We start from the raw sequence: 16,689 nt of genomic DNA, 5'->3' as shown, positions 1-16,689 counted from the left end.
AACGCAATCAAAGCCGAAATGCTCGAATAAAAAGACCCGAAAAAGTCTTTGGTGCATGTGGAAAAAAGCGGTTTCCGCGCACAATTGAATTTAATGTTTCCGTTGTCGAAGAGGTCACGACTTCCGTTTTTGGGGTGATCCGCGCATTACCCTTTAGGAAGACATGTTTCTCAGAAATCTGAGGAGTGTTTCCGAATATTCGTAGTCATGTAGTCGATAAACAAACCCACGCGCGCGGTATCGCGGATGTCCTTGTGATAAAGCAGCCAAAGGGTGCGATCGGGAATCGGGTCATGATAGGGCGCGCGGATCAGGCCCGGCTGCGCGTCGCCATAGAAACAAGGCAGAATGCATAATCCCAGACCCGCAGTTGCAAATAGCGTCTGCGAAGCGCCTTCAGCAAGGCGATGGCGCAAGTTGGCGTTCGGAAAAGGTGAGGCTTTGATCCACTCAGCATCGGACTCGTCGTGCGGCTCGTTCCAGCCAAGGATATCGATGCCTTGGCCGCCATTGTCCGCCATGCGTTTGGCCAAACCGGGGGCACAGTAGAACGCCTTTTGGCAATGGGCCAAAACTGTACCAACCATATCGCCCGCAACCTCTTTCGCATAGCGAATGGAAACGTCAACCTCGTGCCGTTGCAGACTGGCCAGTTGGTTTGACGCCTGCAGCGCGATTTGAATCTCGGGGTTGTCCGCGGTGAAAGCAGCAATGTGTTCACCCACAGGCGTATTCACCATGAAATAGGGGATCGACACATGCACGGTGCCGGCGATCCGGGTGTCCTGTCCACTAATGGCGCGGCTGGCGCCGGCCAGTTCCCGCTCCATCCGTTCCGCATAGGGCAAAAGCGTTTCCCCCATCCGCGTTAGGGTCAGGCCCTGCTGCGACCTGTCGAAAAGACGCGCATCCAGCATCTCTTCCAGAAGGGTCAGGCGTCGCGCAACGGTGGCGTGGTTGGCTCCGGTTCCATGCGCGGCCTTGCGGGCCGACCCCGCCCGCGCGATGGCCAGAAAGAACTTCAGGTCGTCCCAGTTCAGCTGTGTCAGCCGGTCCATTTGCCCCTCCGGACCTCGTGGCGCAAATTTGCACCGCTATGTTCAAGAATTAGCCATTCGTTGCAATTTCTAAAGCACTTAAATCTGCCTCACAACCGCAAGATCGAAGCTCCAAGAGGGAAAACGACATGAAACTGACCGAGGTATATTACGAGATGCCCGTGGAGGTATCGCCAGAACAAGCGTGGGAAGTGATCAATCGCTATGGTGACGTGGGGGATATCAACGGCGTACTGAAATCGTCGAAGGCGGTGAATGGCTCCGCCAATGAAGGCAGCTTGGGCGCGGACCGGATGTGCGTGATCCCCAACGGCAAAAAAGACATTCTTGTCTGGGAAAAGATCATTGATTTCAAAGAGGGCTCGCACCTGACCTATGATGTTTACCAATGGGAGAATTTCCCGCTGAACAAGATGCACAACACCTTTGGCGTGAAGGTGAAGGGCGGCAAGACCTATATCTACCAACGCTCGAAGTACCGTCTGAAACCAGGGTTTCTGTCGGGCATCATGAAGGGCAAGCTGCGCGGCGGTGCGCGCGAGGCGCTGACCGGGTTCAAGCATTTCCTGGAAACAGGTCAGGCGCGTGTTGACCCCAAGGTGCTGAAAAAACAGTATCGGGCGGTGTGATCATGGGGGTGCTTGACGGAAAAGTGGCCATTGTCACCGGCGGCATCAGCGGTATTGGCGCGGCCAGCGCCAAACGGTTCCGCGACGAAGGCGCCAAGGTTGTTGTGAACGCGCGCAACGCTGAACGGGCCGAGGCCGCGGCCGCCGGCATTGGCGTTAGCTACGACGCGGTCGAGGTGGCCGATATGGCCGATCTGGCGGCGCTTGAGGCGATGTATGTCAAAACCGCCGAAACCTATGGCAAGATCGACATCCTGTTCCTGAACGCGGGCATCGGCAAGCTGACCCCGTTCGAGGCGACGGGCGAGGCCGATTTCGACGCGATGGTCGCGGTGAACCTGAAAGGCTCGTATTTCGGGGTGCAAAAGGCGTTGCCTTACCTGGCCGACGGGGCCTCGGTCTTCTTCACCACCTCGGTCACCAACCAGATGTCGGACCCGATGACGGTGGCCTATGCGGCGACCAAGGCGGCGCTGGCCTCGATGGCGCGGACCATGGCGGTGGCGCTGAAAGAGCGCGGCATTCGCGTGAACGCGCTGAGCCCCGGGCCGGTCGCCACGCCGATCTTCGGCAAAGCCGGCATCCCGCCCGAGATGATGGACGGGTTGATGGAACAGGTCACCGGCAAAATTGCGGTGGGGCGCGTCGGCCAACCCGCCGATCTGGCCGAGGCGGCGTTGTTTTTGGCCTCACCCGCGTCCAGCTACATGACGGGAACGGAACTGAAGATGGATGGCGGTTACTCGTTGTAACGGCCAGGCACCCAATTCCGGCCCGGGGTCGAATGCGCCAAAGCTGCGGTGGGCGTGGTCAGATTTGGTCGAACTGCACGTCGGGGAAGTGCGATTTGGCCACGCTCAACGCGCGCTCTTTGGGGGCGTCGCCCAGCTGTGCGCGTGAATCGTTGCTGTCATGCACCGTACGCAAATAGGTCGGGTGTTCGGTGCGAACCACGCGGGCGGTGCGGCGTTTGACCACTTGCTTGTGGCTCATGAAAAACAGGTTGCGCCGGCTGCCCGCCGGCGCGGTCAGCGTCAGGCCAAGATTGGTAAAGGGCACGTCACGCTCGTAAAGCGCCACGCGGCCGTCTTTGACCAACAGGCTGAAACCAACCGGGAAGGAAGTGATGACGTGGTCGTCATCCGCCGCGCGATTGTCCCATGCATGTTGCGAAACCTCTTTGCAGTCTTTGACAAAATCGCGATGCAGGGCGTCGTCATCGTCCAGCACCACGGTGCTGATGATCTGATCGCGCGGATAATTGCGCCAGATCGCGTGCTTGAACACATTGGCGGCGTGGGACTTTTCGGCAAACAGCACTTTCGCGTTGCCCAGCGTCGGGCAGGATTTGACGATCCCGCGCAAATGCTGCTTGTCGGGGCGGCGCATCGCGGCCGAGCTGAGCACGATCCAGTCAAAATCCGTGTCGCTTTGCGCCTGCAGCGAGGCCGCGGTGATGTTTTCGAACAGGGTGAACCGGCGCGCCGGTCGCTGCGGGTCCAGCAGTTTGTTGGGGTCTTGGCTGGCGCGGGACCTCCAGACAGATACGCCAAAGAACGAAAACCGTGTCAGGAAAATCAATTTCATTAAACCCACCAAACTCGAAACGCATCGGACCGGCAAAATGCGGGCCCTGAACCAGTTAAAATTCCACACAGTTCGCGTTCGGGTTGCGATCCGGGAATATTGCACAATCGTTGCCTCAATCTGTGCAGGATCGCGCGGGATGCAGGGTTGACCTTGTGCCAGCTGTCAGCCGTGCCCGGTGGCCGACAACATCGCAAGCGAGGGCGTTTCGGCCAGCAACTGGCGCGAATACTCCGCTTGCGGTGCTTCAAAGAACGCCTCGGCCGGGCCGCTTTCCTGCAACTGGCCGCGGCGCAGCACCGCCACGTCATCGGCCATCTGCCGGACCACGGCAAGGTTGTGGCTGATAAACAGGATCGACAACCCAAACGTGGCCTGCAGGTCTTTCAGCAGGTTCAAGATCTGCGCCTGAATGGACACGTCCAGCGCCGAGGTTGGCTCGTCACAGATCAGGAATTCGGGCCGCGCCACAAGGGCGCGTGCCACGGCAATCCGCTGTCGCTGCCCGCCCGAAAACTGGTGCGGGTATTTCAGCATCGCCCGCTGCGGCATCTCTACCAGATCCAGGACCGAGGCCACCAGCCGCCGCCGGTCGGCCCGCGTCTTGGCCAGGCCGAAGAACCGCAAAGGCTCGCCAATGATCTGCTCGATCCGGCGGCGGTTGTTCAGGGACGAATACGGGTCCTGGAACACCATCTGGATCTTGCGCCGGGCCGGGTGGGTGCGCGCGCGGTCGCGGCCAAGGGGCAGGGGGGCGCCTTCGAACGTAATCTCGCCCGCCGAGGGGCGCACCAGCCCCACGATGGCCTTGGCCAGGGTCGACTTGCCGCTGCCGCTTTCGCCGATCACGCCCAGCACCTTGCCGCGATCCACCTGCAACGACACCGATTGTAGCGCCTTGAACCCGTCGCGCGCGCCAAAGGCAAAGGGGCGGTTGCCATAAAAGGTCACGTCCAGGTCGCGGACTTGCAGAACCGGGCCATCGCCCGCCTGTGCCCGGTCGCCGGCCAACAACCAGTCAGAGGCGTATTCGGCCGAGGCGCCCGCGACCTTCCAGCTGAGTTCGGGTGCGGATAGTTTTGGCTCGCTGTCCATGATGTTGGTGAACCGGACCAGCCGTTTGTCCAGCAGCGGCACGGCGGCCATCAGCGCGCGGGTATAGCTGTGGGCGGGGCGGCCCAGCACCTGGGCGGTCTGCCCATGCTCCATCACCTTGCCGCCGCGCAGAACGGTCACACTGTCGGTGATTTCGGCGATCACGCCGATATCATGGGTGATCAGGATAAAGCCGATGCCGCGATCCTTGGCCAGACGGCGGATCAGTTGCAGGATCTGTTTCTGGATGGCGACGTCCAGTGCGGTGGTGGGCTCATCGGCGATGATCAGGTCAGGCTCGGTACACAGCGCCAGCGCGATCACCACGCGTTGCCGCATGCCGCCGGAAAACTGGTGCGGGTATTCAGCCATGCGCGCCTCGGCATCGTGGATGCCGGTTTCCTGCAACAGGGCAATGGCCTTGTCGCGGGCCTGGGTGCGGGTTTGGTCGGTATGCTGGCGGATGGTCTCGACCAGCTGATCCTCGATCGTCAGCAGCGGGTTCAGCGAGGTCTGCGGGTCTTGAAAAATCATCGAGATCCGGGCGCCGCGCAGTTTGTGATAGGCCTTTGCGTCCAGCGCCCGCAGGTCCATCCCATCCAGATGCACCTGTCCTTGCGCGATATACCCCGGCGCCGGGATCAGCCCCATAATCGCCGCGCCGATGGTGGATTTACCTGCGCCGCTTTCACCAACCAACCCGTGAATTTCGCCCTTTTGCAGGGTCAGGTTGATGCCTTCGATTGCGGTAAACGGGCCGAACCGGGTGGGATAGACAACACTGAGGTCGCGCAGGGTTAACAGATCCTCCATCAGCGCAGCCTCGGGTTCAATACGGCGCGGAAGAAATCGCCCAGCAGGTTCACCGCAATGATCATCGAGATCAGCATCGCCGCCGGGAAGATCACGATCCACCATTCGCCCGAGAACATGTAATCCTTGCCGGTGTCGATCAGCGTGCCCAGCGACGGCTGGTCGGCGGGTACGCCGACGCCCAGGAAGCTGAGCGTTGCCTCAAGCAGGATCGCCACGGCCAGGTCCACCGTGCCGATCACCATCAGCGGCCCAAGGATGTTGGGCAGGATCGCCACCGCCATGATGCGGATTGGGTGCAGGCCCATGATCTCGGCCGCCTGGACGTATTCCTTGTTGCGCTCCACAAAGGTGCTGGCCCGCGCGGTGCGGGCGAAATCCACCCACAGCGACAGGGCGATGGCAACGGTCAGCACCACCAGCAACAGCTCTTCATGCTGTTGGCGGGGCAGCAATCCGCGCGCCACGCCGTCCACCAAAAGGGCGGTCAGGATCGCCGGCAGCGACAGCTGCACATCGGCGATGCGCATCACCACCGCGTCGAACCGCCCGCCGAAATAGCCCGCCGCCACGCCCAGCGCCGTGCCCAGCACCGCCGCGAAAGCAACCGAGCAAAGCCCGATCAGCAGCGACAGGCGTGTGCCATAAAGGATCGAGGAATACAGATCGCGCCCCTGATCATCGGTGCCGATGATGAACCGCGGGTCGCCGCCATCAGACCATGCGGGCGGCAGGAAACTGTCCAGGATGTCAAAACTGGCCAGGTCGTAAGGGTTCGACGGCGTGATCAGCGGCGCGAACAGCGCCCCCATGATCGACAAAAACGCCGCCAGCGCCGCCAGCTGCGCCACGGGGCGGCGCAGGAACAGGTACAGCATCTCGTTTTCCACGCGCACCCGGCGCCACCATGTCAGCATCAGCCGGCCTCCGGCTTAAGCCGCACGCGCGGGTCGATGACGAAATAGAGGATGTCGACGATCAGGTTGATCACCACGAAGATCAGCGCGATCAGCACGAGGTAAACCGACAGGACCGGGATGTCGACAAACCGGATGGAATCAAGGAACAACAGCCCCATGCCGGGCCATTGGAACACGCTTTCTGTGACGATCGAAAAGGCGATGATGCCGCCAAATTGCAGCCCGATGATGGTGATCACCGGCACCATCGAGTTGCGCAGCGCGTGGCGGTAATGGACCGATCTGTAGTCGATGCCGCGCGCGATGGCGAACTTGATGAAATCGGTGTTCATCACGTCCTGCATCTCGGACCGGACAAGGCGCATTGTCAGGGTCAGCTGGTACACCCCCAGCGTGATCGCCGGCAGGATCAGCGCGCGCAACCCCGACCAGGATGCAAAGCTGGTCTTCCACCAGCCGATCTCGACCACGTCACCGCGGCCATAGGTCGGCAGCCAGCCCAGCTGCACTCCGAACAGATAGATCAGGAACAGGCCAATCACGAAGGTGGGGATCGAAATACCCACCAGCGTGGTGACAAGGATCGTCTGCGCCGCCAGCCCGCCCGACCGCAGCGCGGTGAATATCCCCGCCGGGATGCCGATGATCAGCGAGATCAGGAGCGACACGAACCCAAGCTCCAGCGTGGCGGGCATGCGCGACAGGATCATCTCGCCGATGGGCTGACGGGTGCGATAGGAAAAGCCGAAATTGCCGGTCACCAGATCGCCCAGAAACCGGGCATATTGGGTCAGCACCGGGTCATTCAGGCCCAATTGCTCGCGCAGGCGCTCGCGATCCTCGATCGAGGTTTCCTGGCCCACCATCACCTCGACCGGGTCGCCCACATAGTGGAACATGGCAAAAGCCAGCAGGCTGACGGCCAGCATCACAAAAACCGACTGCGCCAAACGTCTGAGAACAAATCCGATCATGGGGCCCTTTCACCTTGGGCCAACCCTTGCAGTGGGCGAAGGGATTGAAAAGACCCAATACCCCGCCGCCGCACTGCACAGGCTTGGTGCGCAATTGCACATTGGTGGCAGGCGCGCGCCGCCCTAGGCTTTGACCATAAGCCTGCGGCACAGCGGGCCGCTCACAACCGGGAGACATTATATGCATATTCGCAAGACGGTTGCGCTGTCTGCGTTGCTGTTGGGCACCAGCCTGACCGCCGCCAGCGCCGAAACCTTTCGCTGGGCCGGTTCCACCGACCCGCAAACCATGGACCCGCATGCCGTGAACTCGGCCCCCGTGCTGGGCTTTCTGAACAATGTCTACGAGGGGCTTGTGCGCCGCGGCAAAGACATGCAGATCGAACCGGCGCTGGCCGAAAGCTGGGAGCCGCTGGGCGCCGATGGCTGGCGGTTTAACCTGCGCAAGGGCGTGAAATACCACGATGGCTCGGACTTCACCGCCGAGGACGTGATGTTCAGCTATGAGCGCGCCAGTTCCGAAGAGGCCGACGTACGGTCGTGGTTCGCGCCGGTTAAAGAGGTGAAGGTGGTGGACGATTACACCATCGACTTCCTGACCAACGCGCCGAACCCGCTGTTTCCGGACAGCATCGCCAACTTCATGATCATGGACAGCGGCTGGACCACCTCGAACGGCGCCGAACGCCCGTCGAAAGAGGCCGAGAACCACGCCACCCGCAATGCCAACGGCACCGGCGCCTTCATGTTGGCCAGCCGCGACCCGGGCGTGCGCACCACGCTGACGCCCAACACCGGTTGGTGGGACGATCTGGAAAGCAACATCACCGAGGCTGTTTTCACCCCCATCGGCGAGGCCGCCACGGGTATGGCCGCGCTGTTGTCGGGCGAGATCGACTTTATCGAGCCAATCCCCCTGCAGGACGTACCGCGCATGAAGGAACGCGCCGGGTTCACCGTGCATGAAGGGGTTGAGGCGCGCGTGCTGATGCTGGGCTTTGACCACGAGGCCGAAGCGCTGAAATATTCGGACGAGACCACCGACAAGAACCCCTTCGCCGATCAGCGTGTGCGTCAGGCGATCTATCAGGCCATCGATGTGGGTGCGCTGACCAGCCGCGTGATGCGCGGCACCGCGCGGCCTGCCTCGCAATTGGTTTCGGACAAGATGAAGGGCTATTCGGAAGGTCTTGATGACCGTCTGGCCTTCGATCCCGACGCCGCCAAGGCGCTGCTGGCCGAGGCCGGGTACCCGGACGGGTTCTCGTTTGGCCTGATGTGCCCGAATGATCGCTACATCAACGATGAAAGCATCTGCAAGGCCGTGGCCTCGATGCTGGCCAAGGTGGGTGTGAATGCCAAGCTGACCGCGATGCCGGTACGCAATTACTGGCCCGAGCTGCGGGAAGACAATTACGACATGTACCTGCTGGGCTGGTCGCCGGGCACTTTTGATGCCGAGCATCCGATCCGCTTCCTCGCCTCAACGCCCAATGCCGAGAAGAAGCTGGGCAGCTGGAACTTTGGTGGCTTCTCGAACGCCCGTGTCGACGAGCTGCTGCCAATGATCCAGACCGAGATCGACCCGGCCAAGCGGCAGGCAATGATCGACGAGACCCACAAGATCCTGCAGGATCAAGTGGCCTATGTGCCGATGTATGTGCAGCCGCTGATCTGGGCGTCCAAGGACAATGTCAGCCTGACACAGCGCACCGATAACTTCTTCATCCTGCGTTGGGTCACCGTGAACTGATCAGAATGCGGGGCCGGGGATACTCTCCGGCCCCCTTTTCGCGCGTCAGGACAGCCCGACCTTTTCACGCGCCAAATCCACCAGCTTGCGGGCGGCTTCCAGATCGGTCGCGTTCGGATTGGGCGAGGCCATGGGCCAGCCACCGTCGCGACATTCCTTGTCCCGGTACAAAACACTCGACTGGCTGAAATAGGTGCCATTGTGGTTCGGCGCGTCGTCCGACAGCAGTACGTGTAGCGAAGTTTGGGCCGAGGCCCAGTTGCTGTCGCTCATGAAATGGGTCAGCGGACGCAGTACGGTGAACAACGTGTCCATCAGAAACCCGCTGCCGCGGCCAAAGTTCGACCTTGCCCAGCCGGGGTGGATCGACGCGGTTGTGACACCGGTGCCGTTCAGTCGGTCGGCCAGCTCGACCCCGTACAGAACATTGGCCACCTTGGCCTCGCCGTAGGCGTCAAAGGCGCTGTATTTGCGGGTTTTCCAGTCGATATCGTCGAAATTCACCGCGTAACGTTTGGCGGGCGAATTGGCGTGCACGACCGAGGACAGGATGCCCACCCGCGACGGCGCGGCGGCTTTCAGCGGCTCCAACAACAGCTCGGTTAACAGGAAATGGCCCCAGAAACTGGCTGCCATCGTCATCTCGAACCCATCTTTGGAGTATTTCGCCTCGGACCCCATGATCACTGCGCCGGCATTGCACATCAGCCCGTGCAACAGCGTGTGCTTGGCGCGGAAGGACTCGGCGAAGCTCCTGACCGAGGCCAGATCGGCCAGGTCGCAACCGATCACTTCATAGCTGCCTTTCAGGCCGGTGAAGTCCCTGGCAACCTCCTCGCCGGCCTCAACCCGGCGGCAGGCCATCACCACATGACCGCCTTGTTTTATCAACTGGCGCGTGGTTTCCAGCCCAACGCCCGAATTGGCGCCGGTTACAATATAGGTTTTCCCCGAGACATCTTTGGACAGGGTCGCGTCATCGACCCACAACGTGTTTTTGCGTGGCATGTGGCATTCCTCAACTTTCTGAGCCGCCATCCTGGCGGGTTGCCCCAAACTTACGCAGGGCCGTGCCAGCCGTGTATTGCAGATCGCGCCAATTGGGTTGCGAATTGTACCTAATCCGCGCCCATCAGCATGTTCTGCAAGGTTTGCCGCAGCAGGGGCCAACCACCGGGCGTCCACCCGGCATGCCGCAATTTTCCGGTATCCATCTGGTCAAAAGGTGCCGCAGTTTTCTCCGGCAATGTATGCGCGCAGCCGGTGATCTGCCCCACGATGCGCAACATTTCATTGCGATCCAGCAGGATATCGGAAACGTTATAGGCCCCAGAGGGGTGATCGAACAGAACACCAGCAGCATGTGCAAGGTCGGCGCCGTGCACCTCGGTGCCCTGTCGGGGTTCAACGGGCTTTCCAGCAAGATAATTCGCCAGCAACTCGGCCCACTTATGGTATTGTCCCGGACCGGCCGGTCCATATACCCCGGTCGCGCGCAAGGATTGCCCGATAAATGCGGGTCCCGACATTTCGGCCAGAGCTTTTTCAGCCGCCAGTTTCACGGTGCCGTAAAGGGTGTTGGGGGCCGGAACGCTTTCTTCGGTGATCGGTCCGCCGTCTTGTGGAACACCATACACCGCGCGCGAGGACAGGAAGACCACACGTTTTACTCCGGATTTGCGGGCTGCATTGAATATTGCGAGCGAGCCATCCAGATTTGCCCGTATGAACCCCGTCGGGTCGTCGCCTTCGCCACCGCGGTACCGGCCGGGGACATGGGCAAAGGCGCAGTGGATAACCTCGTTCACGTTCAGGCTTGGATGATCGCCCAGAGTGAATGCCTGCCAATGAACCTGAGCAGAGAAGAAACCGGCGGTGGGTTTGGTACGTGACAGAACGGTCACCTCGTGCCCTTGGGCCAGTGCGCGTTCGACAAAGAACCGCCCAACCAGCCCGGTTCCACCTGTGACGGCAACCCTCATACCGGGTCGGGCAGGGAGGCCGGGTCGGGCACCGGCCCATCCCCGGCATAGGCGCGCCACAGATCGATCAGTGGGCGTAGCCGGTCGGCCTTATCATGGTCTTGCCACGGCTTTTCGTATTGATAGTGAACTACGTTCACCGAGGGCCAGTGCCAAAGTTCGGGCAGGTTGAACCAGACATATTGCAGCATGTTGAACGTCACCGGCAGGCCGTGCCAGTTGGGAAAGTAGCTTTGCAGAAATGTCTGATCGGTGCGGCGCCAAAAGGCATCGGGCGCGTCCAGCTGCAAAAGCATCGCGTCGAAAGTGGCCGGGTCAGGCCGCGCGGTAAAGACGCCCGAGTTCATGCGATGGAAATCTGCCAGCCCCTCATAGACGTTCGGCGCGGCACAGAATTGCGGATAGTCAAACAGCGCATCGATATTACGCAGCACCAGCGTATCGGCATCCAAAAACACCACGCGGTCATAGGGCAGCTGCCACAGCCGTAGCTTGGCGAAATTGTCCAGCGGGGTGTGAAAGGAGGGCTTGGTGCCCTTGGTAAAGGGCGCGGTGTCGTGCAGGGTCTTGCGTGCGTGGCGCTGGTTGAACGCATCCGATGTTGGCAACAGATCCACCGGCGCCAGCCGGGCGCCCAGCGCCGAAAGTGGCGCCAGGTCAGCCGCGGGCACCCCGCCGGTATGCATCACCACGATGTCAGCGGTTGTGCCCGATAATGCCAGCGACCGCACCAATGCCCGTGCGCCTTGGGCAAAATCGGCATTGGTGACCAGCGTCACATAGGCGCGTCTCATGACACCGATTTCAGCCGTGTGCCTTCGGGGTCGGTCTCAACCCGGCTGGCCAGGTCCTTGGTCCAGGCGGACACGGCGGGCACGCGCTTGCGGTCAATCCGGTGGGCGTATTTGCGGGCGACCTCGACCACTTCCTCCAACAGGCCTTCGGCCAGCGTGATCGGGTTCAGACCCAGCCCCAGGAATTGATCGTTGCGCACGATCAGGTCGTTGGCCTCGGCCTCTTTGCGGGGGTTCGGCAGATAGGCGATCTCGGCCCCGGTCATGCCGGCAATCATCTCGGCCAGATCGCGCACGCGGTGGGTTTCGGTCATCTGGTTGAAGATCTTGACCTTGTCACCCGCGGCCGGCGCGTCGGACAAGGCCAGTTCAATGCAACGCACGCTGTCCTGCAGGTGGATAAAGGCGCGGGTCTGCCCGCCGGTGCCGTGCACCGTCAGCGGATAACCGATCGCGGCCTGGATCAGGAAACGGTTCAGCACGGTGCCGTAATCGCCATCGTAATCGAACCGGTTGATCAGCTGTTCATGCCGCTTGGTCTGCGCGGTATGGGTGCCCCAGACGATGCCCTGATGCAGGTCGGTGATCCGCAGCCCGTCGTTTTGTGCATAGAACTGAAACAGGATCTGATCGAGCGATTTGGTCATGTGATAGACCGAGCCGGGGCGGGTGGGGTACAGGATATCCTGGCTTTTCACCGACCCATCCAGCGTTTCGATGCCCACCGGCAGATACCCCTCGGGGATCGCCGCGCCGATGGTGGAATAGCCGTAAACGCCCATCGTGCCCAGGTGCACCAGATGCGCATCAATGCCGGTTTCCACCAGCGCCGTCAGCAGGTTATGCGTGGCGTTGACGTTGTTGTTGACGGTGTAGACCTTGTGGCGGTCCGATTTCATCGAATAGGGCGCGGCGCGTTGCTCGGCAAAGTGGACCACCGCGTCGGGGCGGTGTTCGGCCAGCCATGCGCGCAGACGCTCGTATTCTGTGGCCAAGTCCAGCAAGTGGAACGCCAGCGTTTTGCCAGTTTCCTGTTTCCATATGCGGCAGCGTTCCTGAATCGAGTCCATCGGCGTCAGCGATTGAACGCCCAGTTCTGTATCAATCCAGCGGCGCGACAGGTTGTCGATGATGTGAACTTCGTGCCCCTGATCTGAAAGGTGCAAGGCCGTTGGCCACCCGCAGAATCCATCACCGCCCAATACTGCAATTTTCATGGAAAACTCCTGTTTTCAATGCTCGAAACCGAGGTTGTCCACCTCTTTAGATTACAAAAGGCCTACGCCGATGGAATGTGAATGTCATTTGAAGTTTTTATGTCGGTGCGGGGCTGAGTACAGCAAAAAGCCCCGCGATGCGGGGCTTTGGAAACTGTATCAATTCTGTTCAGTTGGCTTAGCCACCCCAAGTGCGCACATCGCCACAGTCCATGTGAACGAAGTTCGAGCGCGAGTATTTACCCACGCCACCTGCGTGGCAGGCCTTGGCCGCAGCAAAGATCTGATTGACGGAACGGCTCTTCAACCGCAGATCGGCGGCTTGACCGGACATATGCAACGAGTTGCGCGCGACGGCCCTTGAACGCGAACGCAACATGGCGTTTGTCTGTGGGCTGCGATAGCCCGACAGCATCATGTAAGGCTCGTCCGTATCCATCAGGTTACGCGTGGCCGAAATGATGTCGATCGTCCGAAGATCGATATCGATGGTGCCACCGGTCCGCCAATCCCGCATGAAGTGATTGATCTCGGCCACGGCCTCTTTGATGTATTTGCCGTCGATCCAGTAGATCGTGTTGATGCTTTCACCGGTTCTGCCGGAATACATCGCAATACTGCGAATATCACCCGAGCCGCGATTGAAGCCAAAGGCGTTGGCATAAGTAGGCGCTGCCGCCACTGCCGTTGCCGCAAATGCACGCAGCACACCACGTCGTGTGATCACGCTCTTATTCGTCGCCATAGAATGCGCCTGTCCCGTCGTCGCAAGCCCGCCTTACGGCGGTATTTTGATTTTCCCCAAGTGCACGCGATTTATGACATGAAAGGATTCACTAACCAAGCCCGTTGTGAGGTCTTTGGGGGAATTCAAGGGGGAATAAGCAGATTTTTGCCTACCCATCTGGATTCGCAAGATTGCTTTTGAATCCGCGGCATGTGTGCAACAGACAGAAAGCAGGCGAACCAATTGGCAATAATGTGATTAGACAGATGCGCACAAAACTGGCGATTTTCTGCTATCGACCACGTAGTTATGCCAAGTTGTTGAGGACCGAGATATGACGTTTTCCAATTTACCTGCCTTTGCAAGGCCCCTGATTGCAGGCGCGGCTCTTTCTTTGGCGGCGGCAATCCCCGCGTTCGGGCAAGTAACGGCGTTCAAACAAGCCGTCGCCGAAGCGGCCTCCAGCAGTGAGGCGCTGTCCGAATTTTATCGAACCACGAACTACGAAGCGATTTGGACGGGCAAGGACGACAAGGCACGGCGGCGCGCTTTTGTGAAAGCACTGGCTTCCGTTGATGCACATGGTCTGCCGTCGTCGCGCTATTCCGCGGAAATGGTGCGCGAACTGCTGAAATCAGCAAAATCGTCGCGCGACCTTGGCCGTGTCGAGGTCGAGCTGAGCCAGATGTTCCTGCAATACGCGCAAGATCTGCAAAGCGGCGTTCTGGACGGCACCCGATTGATCGAGGGCATCAAGCGCAAGCCCAGCCGCCGCGATGGCACGGCACAACTGGTGGCGTTTTCGAAAAGCGCGCCTAACGCGTATTTCAAGAGCCTGGCTCCCAAAAGCCCTGAATACAAGCGCCTGATGGCCGAAAAGCAGCGTTTGGAGCGCCTGCTGGGCGCCGGTGGCTGGGGCGAGGGCGTACCGAAAGGCAAGTTGGAGCCTGGCGACAGTGGTGCCAAGGTGGTGGCGCTGCGCAACCGCCTGATTGCGATGGGGTATATGAAACGGTCGCCTTCGCAAAGCTATGACAGCAAATTGCAAAAGGCCGTGCAGGCATTCCAGATCGACCATGGCCTTCTGGCAGATGGGGTCGCCGGCGACGCCACGATCGCTGCGCTGAACGTGCCGGTACAGACCCGTCTAGAGCAGGTGATTGTCGCGATGGAACGCGAACGCTGGCTGGGCGATGAACGCGGGCAGCGCCATATCCTGGTGAACATTACCGACTTTCACGCGCGCATCATGGAAAACGGTCAAGTGGCGTTCAAGACGCGTTCGGTTGTCGGAGCGAACACCTCGGACCGCCGCACGCCCGAGTTCTCGGACATCATGGAGCACATGGTGATCAATCCTACATGGAACGTGCCACGTTCGATTGCCACCAAAGAGTACCTTCCCATGTTGAAAAAGAACCCGCAGGCGGTCAGCCATCTGCGGATCACCGACGCGCGTGGACAGCTGGTGGACCGGGCCAACACCGATTTCACGCAATACAGCACTCGTAACTTCCCTTTTGACATCAAGCAGCCGCCGTCGCGCGGCAACGCGCTGGGTTTGGTGAAGTTCATGTTCCCCAACCGCCACAACATCTATCTGCATGACACGCCACATAAGTCGCTTTTCGGCCGCGAGGCGCGGGCGTTTTCACATGGATGTATCCGTCTGAATGACCCGTTTGATTTTGCCTACGAGTTGCTCAGCAAGCAGACCGCCAACCCCCAAAGCTTCTTCGCAGAGCGTCTGAATACCGGCCGGGAAACCACAGTGCCGCTGGAAAAGCAGGTGCCGGTGCATATCATCTATCGCACTGCCTTTACCGAGCCAAAGGGGCGCGTTCAATTCCGTACCGACATCTATGGCCGCGATGCCAAGCTGTTTGACGCACTCAGCGAAGCCGGGGTGGTGCTCAGGGCCGTTCGCAGCTAAACATTTGCCTCAAAGGCAGGCACGACGCCCGGCCCGAAGCCGGGCGTTTTGCGTTTTGTGCCTTAAACAGCAAAGCAGGACCGCGCCATGACCCACACCGTGAACCAGATCGCAGACGCGCTTGGCGCAAAGGTCGAAGGGGACGGGACGTTAGAGGTGACTGGCGTGTCCGAGCCGGCATCGGCGGGGCCGAATGACCTTGCACTGGCCATGTCCCCAAAATTTGCCGAAAGCCTGCCGCAAGGCGCGGCACAGGTGGCCGCATTATGGGATGGCGCCGACTGGCAAGCGTTGGGCCTGAAGGCCGCTGTTTTCGTGCCACGGCCGCGCTATGCCTTGTCCGGTTTGACACAGTTGATGGACCCGGGTCCGGAAATTGCACCGGGCATTCATCCCACCGCTGTGGTTGATCCCAGCGCACAAATCGGCAAGGGCGCGGCAGTCGGGCCGTTTGTTGTTATCGGTGCCCGCGTGCGCATTGGCAAAACCGCACGAATCGCAAGCCACGTTTCGATTGCCGAGGACGCGGTGATCGGCGATGACGCTCTGTTGATGAACGGCGCCCGCATCGGTTCGCGCGTAACCATCGGTGACCGGTTTATCGCGCAGCCCGGCGCGGTGGTCGGATCTGATGGACTGTCTTTCGTCACTCCGGAAAAGTCCAATGTGGAACGCGTGCGTGAAACAATGGGACAGGCCTCCGAGATCGCAGAACAAAGCTGGACACGCATTCATTCGCTGGGCGCAGTGGAGATTGGTGACGATGTCGAGTTGGGTGCCAATGCCTGCATCGACAAGGGCACAATCCGGTCGACACGGGTCGGTAATGGCACAAAGATCGATAACCTTGTGCATGTTGCCCATAACGTTGTGATCGGGAACGATTGCCTGTTTGCCGCCGGTGTTGGTATCGCGGGGTCCACTACGCTGGGTGATCGTGTGGTTCTGGGTGGGCATGTTGGTGTGGTCGACAATATCTCGATTGGCAGCGACGTAGTGGCCGGTGGCGGCACCAAAATCTTGTCCAGCGTCCCTGCAGGTCGTGCCGTAATGGGCAACCCGGCGGTCAAGATGGAACAGAATATCGAGATCTACAAAGGCCTGCGCAGGCTTCCTAGATTGTTCAAACAGGTGGCCGAATTGCAAAAAGCAGTTTCCAAAACCGCTAAGAGCGACTAAATCACGCCCAACGCCAGAGCAGGGAGAC

Annotated in this window: 16 protein-coding genes; 6 read left to right on the top strand and 10 right to left on the bottom strand. The window is 60.2% G+C overall.

What is annotated here, in order from left to right:
* Positions 1-182: hypothetical protein (locus tag ACMU_RS19700; RefSeq protein ID WP_236626209.1), on the top strand; the 182-nt coding region annotated here is incomplete at its 5' end.
* Here ACMU_RS19700 and ACMU_RS06475 read toward each other — a convergent pair.
* Positions 171-1,058, bottom strand: a complete 888-nt coding sequence (locus tag ACMU_RS06475; protein WP_035257345.1) for a LysR family transcriptional regulator — start codon at positions 1,056-1,058, stop codon at positions 171-173. The genes ACMU_RS19700 and ACMU_RS06475 overlap by 12 nt on opposite strands.
* 128 nt (positions 1,059-1,186) lie before the next feature.
* On the opposite strand from ACMU_RS06475, the gene ACMU_RS06470 reads away from it, so the two are divergent.
* Together ACMU_RS06470 and ACMU_RS06465 are read left to right on the top strand one after the other, a co-directional pair.
* Positions 1,187-1,687, top strand: coding sequence for an SRPBCC family protein (locus ACMU_RS06470; RefSeq protein ID WP_035257344.1), 501 nt, complete (start codon positions 1,187-1,189; stop codon positions 1,685-1,687).
* A gap of 2 nt (positions 1,688-1,689) precedes the next feature.
* A complete protein-coding gene (locus tag ACMU_RS06465) occupies positions 1,690-2,439 on the top strand; it encodes an SDR family oxidoreductase (RefSeq protein ID WP_035257342.1) in 750 nt (249 codons plus the stop codon).
* A gap of 58 nt (positions 2,440-2,497) precedes the next feature.
* Here the strand turns inward: ACMU_RS06465 and ACMU_RS06460 are convergent, their stop codons facing one another.
* The 4 genes from ACMU_RS06460 to ACMU_RS06445 form a co-directional block, all read right to left on the bottom strand.
* A complete protein-coding gene (locus ACMU_RS06460) occupies positions 2,498-3,274 on the bottom strand; it encodes a glycosyltransferase (protein WP_035257340.1) in 777 nt (258 codons plus the stop codon).
* Between the two features lie 165 nt (positions 3,275-3,439).
* Positions 3,440-5,182, bottom strand: a complete 1,743-nt coding sequence (locus ACMU_RS06455) for a dipeptide ABC transporter ATP-binding protein (protein ID WP_035257338.1) — start codon at positions 5,180-5,182, stop codon at positions 3,440-3,442.
* Positions 5,182-6,099, bottom strand: a complete 918-nt coding sequence (locus ACMU_RS06450) for an ABC transporter permease (RefSeq protein WP_035257335.1) — start codon at positions 6,097-6,099, stop codon at positions 5,182-5,184. The genes ACMU_RS06455 and ACMU_RS06450 overlap by 1 nt, the downstream gene beginning before the upstream one ends.
* A complete protein-coding gene (locus ACMU_RS06445) occupies positions 6,099-7,076 on the bottom strand; it encodes an ABC transporter permease (protein ID WP_035257333.1) in 978 nt (325 codons plus the stop codon). Before ACMU_RS06445 ends, ACMU_RS06450 begins: the two co-directional genes overlap by 1 nt.
* 181 nt (positions 7,077-7,257) lie before the next feature.
* On the opposite strand from ACMU_RS06445, the gene ACMU_RS06440 reads away from it, so the two are divergent.
* Positions 7,258-8,829: an ABC transporter substrate-binding protein gene (locus tag ACMU_RS06440; protein WP_035257331.1), complete on the top strand. Its 1,572-nt coding sequence runs from the start codon at positions 7,258-7,260 to the stop codon at positions 8,827-8,829.
* Between the two features lie 45 nt (positions 8,830-8,874).
* On the opposite strand, the gene ACMU_RS06435 is transcribed toward ACMU_RS06440, so the two are convergent.
* The 5 genes from ACMU_RS06435 to ACMU_RS06415 form a co-directional block, all read right to left on the bottom strand.
* Positions 8,875-9,837 (bottom strand): SDR family NAD(P)-dependent oxidoreductase, encoded by a 963-nt coding sequence (locus ACMU_RS06435; protein ID WP_081805424.1) that lies wholly within the window; start codon positions 9,835-9,837, stop codon positions 8,875-8,877.
* Between the two features lie 110 nt (positions 9,838-9,947).
* Positions 9,948-10,811 (bottom strand): NAD-dependent epimerase/dehydratase family protein, encoded by an 864-nt coding sequence (locus ACMU_RS06430; RefSeq protein WP_035257329.1) that lies wholly within the window; start codon positions 10,809-10,811, stop codon positions 9,948-9,950.
* Positions 10,808-11,605: a glycosyltransferase gene (locus tag ACMU_RS06425; protein ID WP_035257326.1), complete on the bottom strand. Its 798-nt coding sequence runs from the start codon at positions 11,603-11,605 to the stop codon at positions 10,808-10,810. The genes ACMU_RS06430 and ACMU_RS06425 overlap by 4 nt, the downstream gene beginning before the upstream one ends.
* A complete protein-coding gene (locus tag ACMU_RS06420) occupies positions 11,602-12,822 on the bottom strand; it encodes an NAD-dependent epimerase/dehydratase family protein (RefSeq protein ID WP_035257324.1) in 1,221 nt (406 codons plus the stop codon). Before ACMU_RS06420 ends, ACMU_RS06425 begins: the two co-directional genes overlap by 4 nt.
* 178 nt (positions 12,823-13,000) lie before the next feature.
* A complete protein-coding gene (locus ACMU_RS06415) occupies positions 13,001-13,567 on the bottom strand; it encodes a YcbK family protein (RefSeq protein WP_035257321.1) in 567 nt (188 codons plus the stop codon).
* Positions 13,568-13,883: 316 nt separating this feature from the next.
* On the opposite strand from ACMU_RS06415, the gene ACMU_RS06410 reads away from it, so the two are divergent.
* Together ACMU_RS06410 and lpxD are read left to right on the top strand one after the other, a co-directional pair.
* Positions 13,884-15,482: a L,D-transpeptidase family protein gene (locus tag ACMU_RS06410; RefSeq protein WP_035257320.1), complete on the top strand. Its 1,599-nt coding sequence runs from the start codon at positions 13,884-13,886 to the stop codon at positions 15,480-15,482.
* Between the two features lie 87 nt (positions 15,483-15,569).
* Entirely contained in the window at positions 15,570-16,661 is a 1,092-nt protein-coding gene (gene lpxD / locus ACMU_RS06405; RefSeq protein WP_035257318.1) for a UDP-3-O-(3-hydroxymyristoyl)glucosamine N-acyltransferase, read from the top strand.
* The last annotated feature ends 28 nt before the right edge of the window (positions 16,662-16,689 follow it).

The organism is Actibacterium mucosum KCTC 23349, assembly GCF_000647975.1.
GTDB lineage: Bacteria > Pseudomonadota > Alphaproteobacteria > Rhodobacterales > Rhodobacteraceae > Actibacterium > Actibacterium mucosum.
Note: the sequence above shows the minus strand (reverse complement) of the source record. Positions and strands in the feature narration are given on the sequence as shown.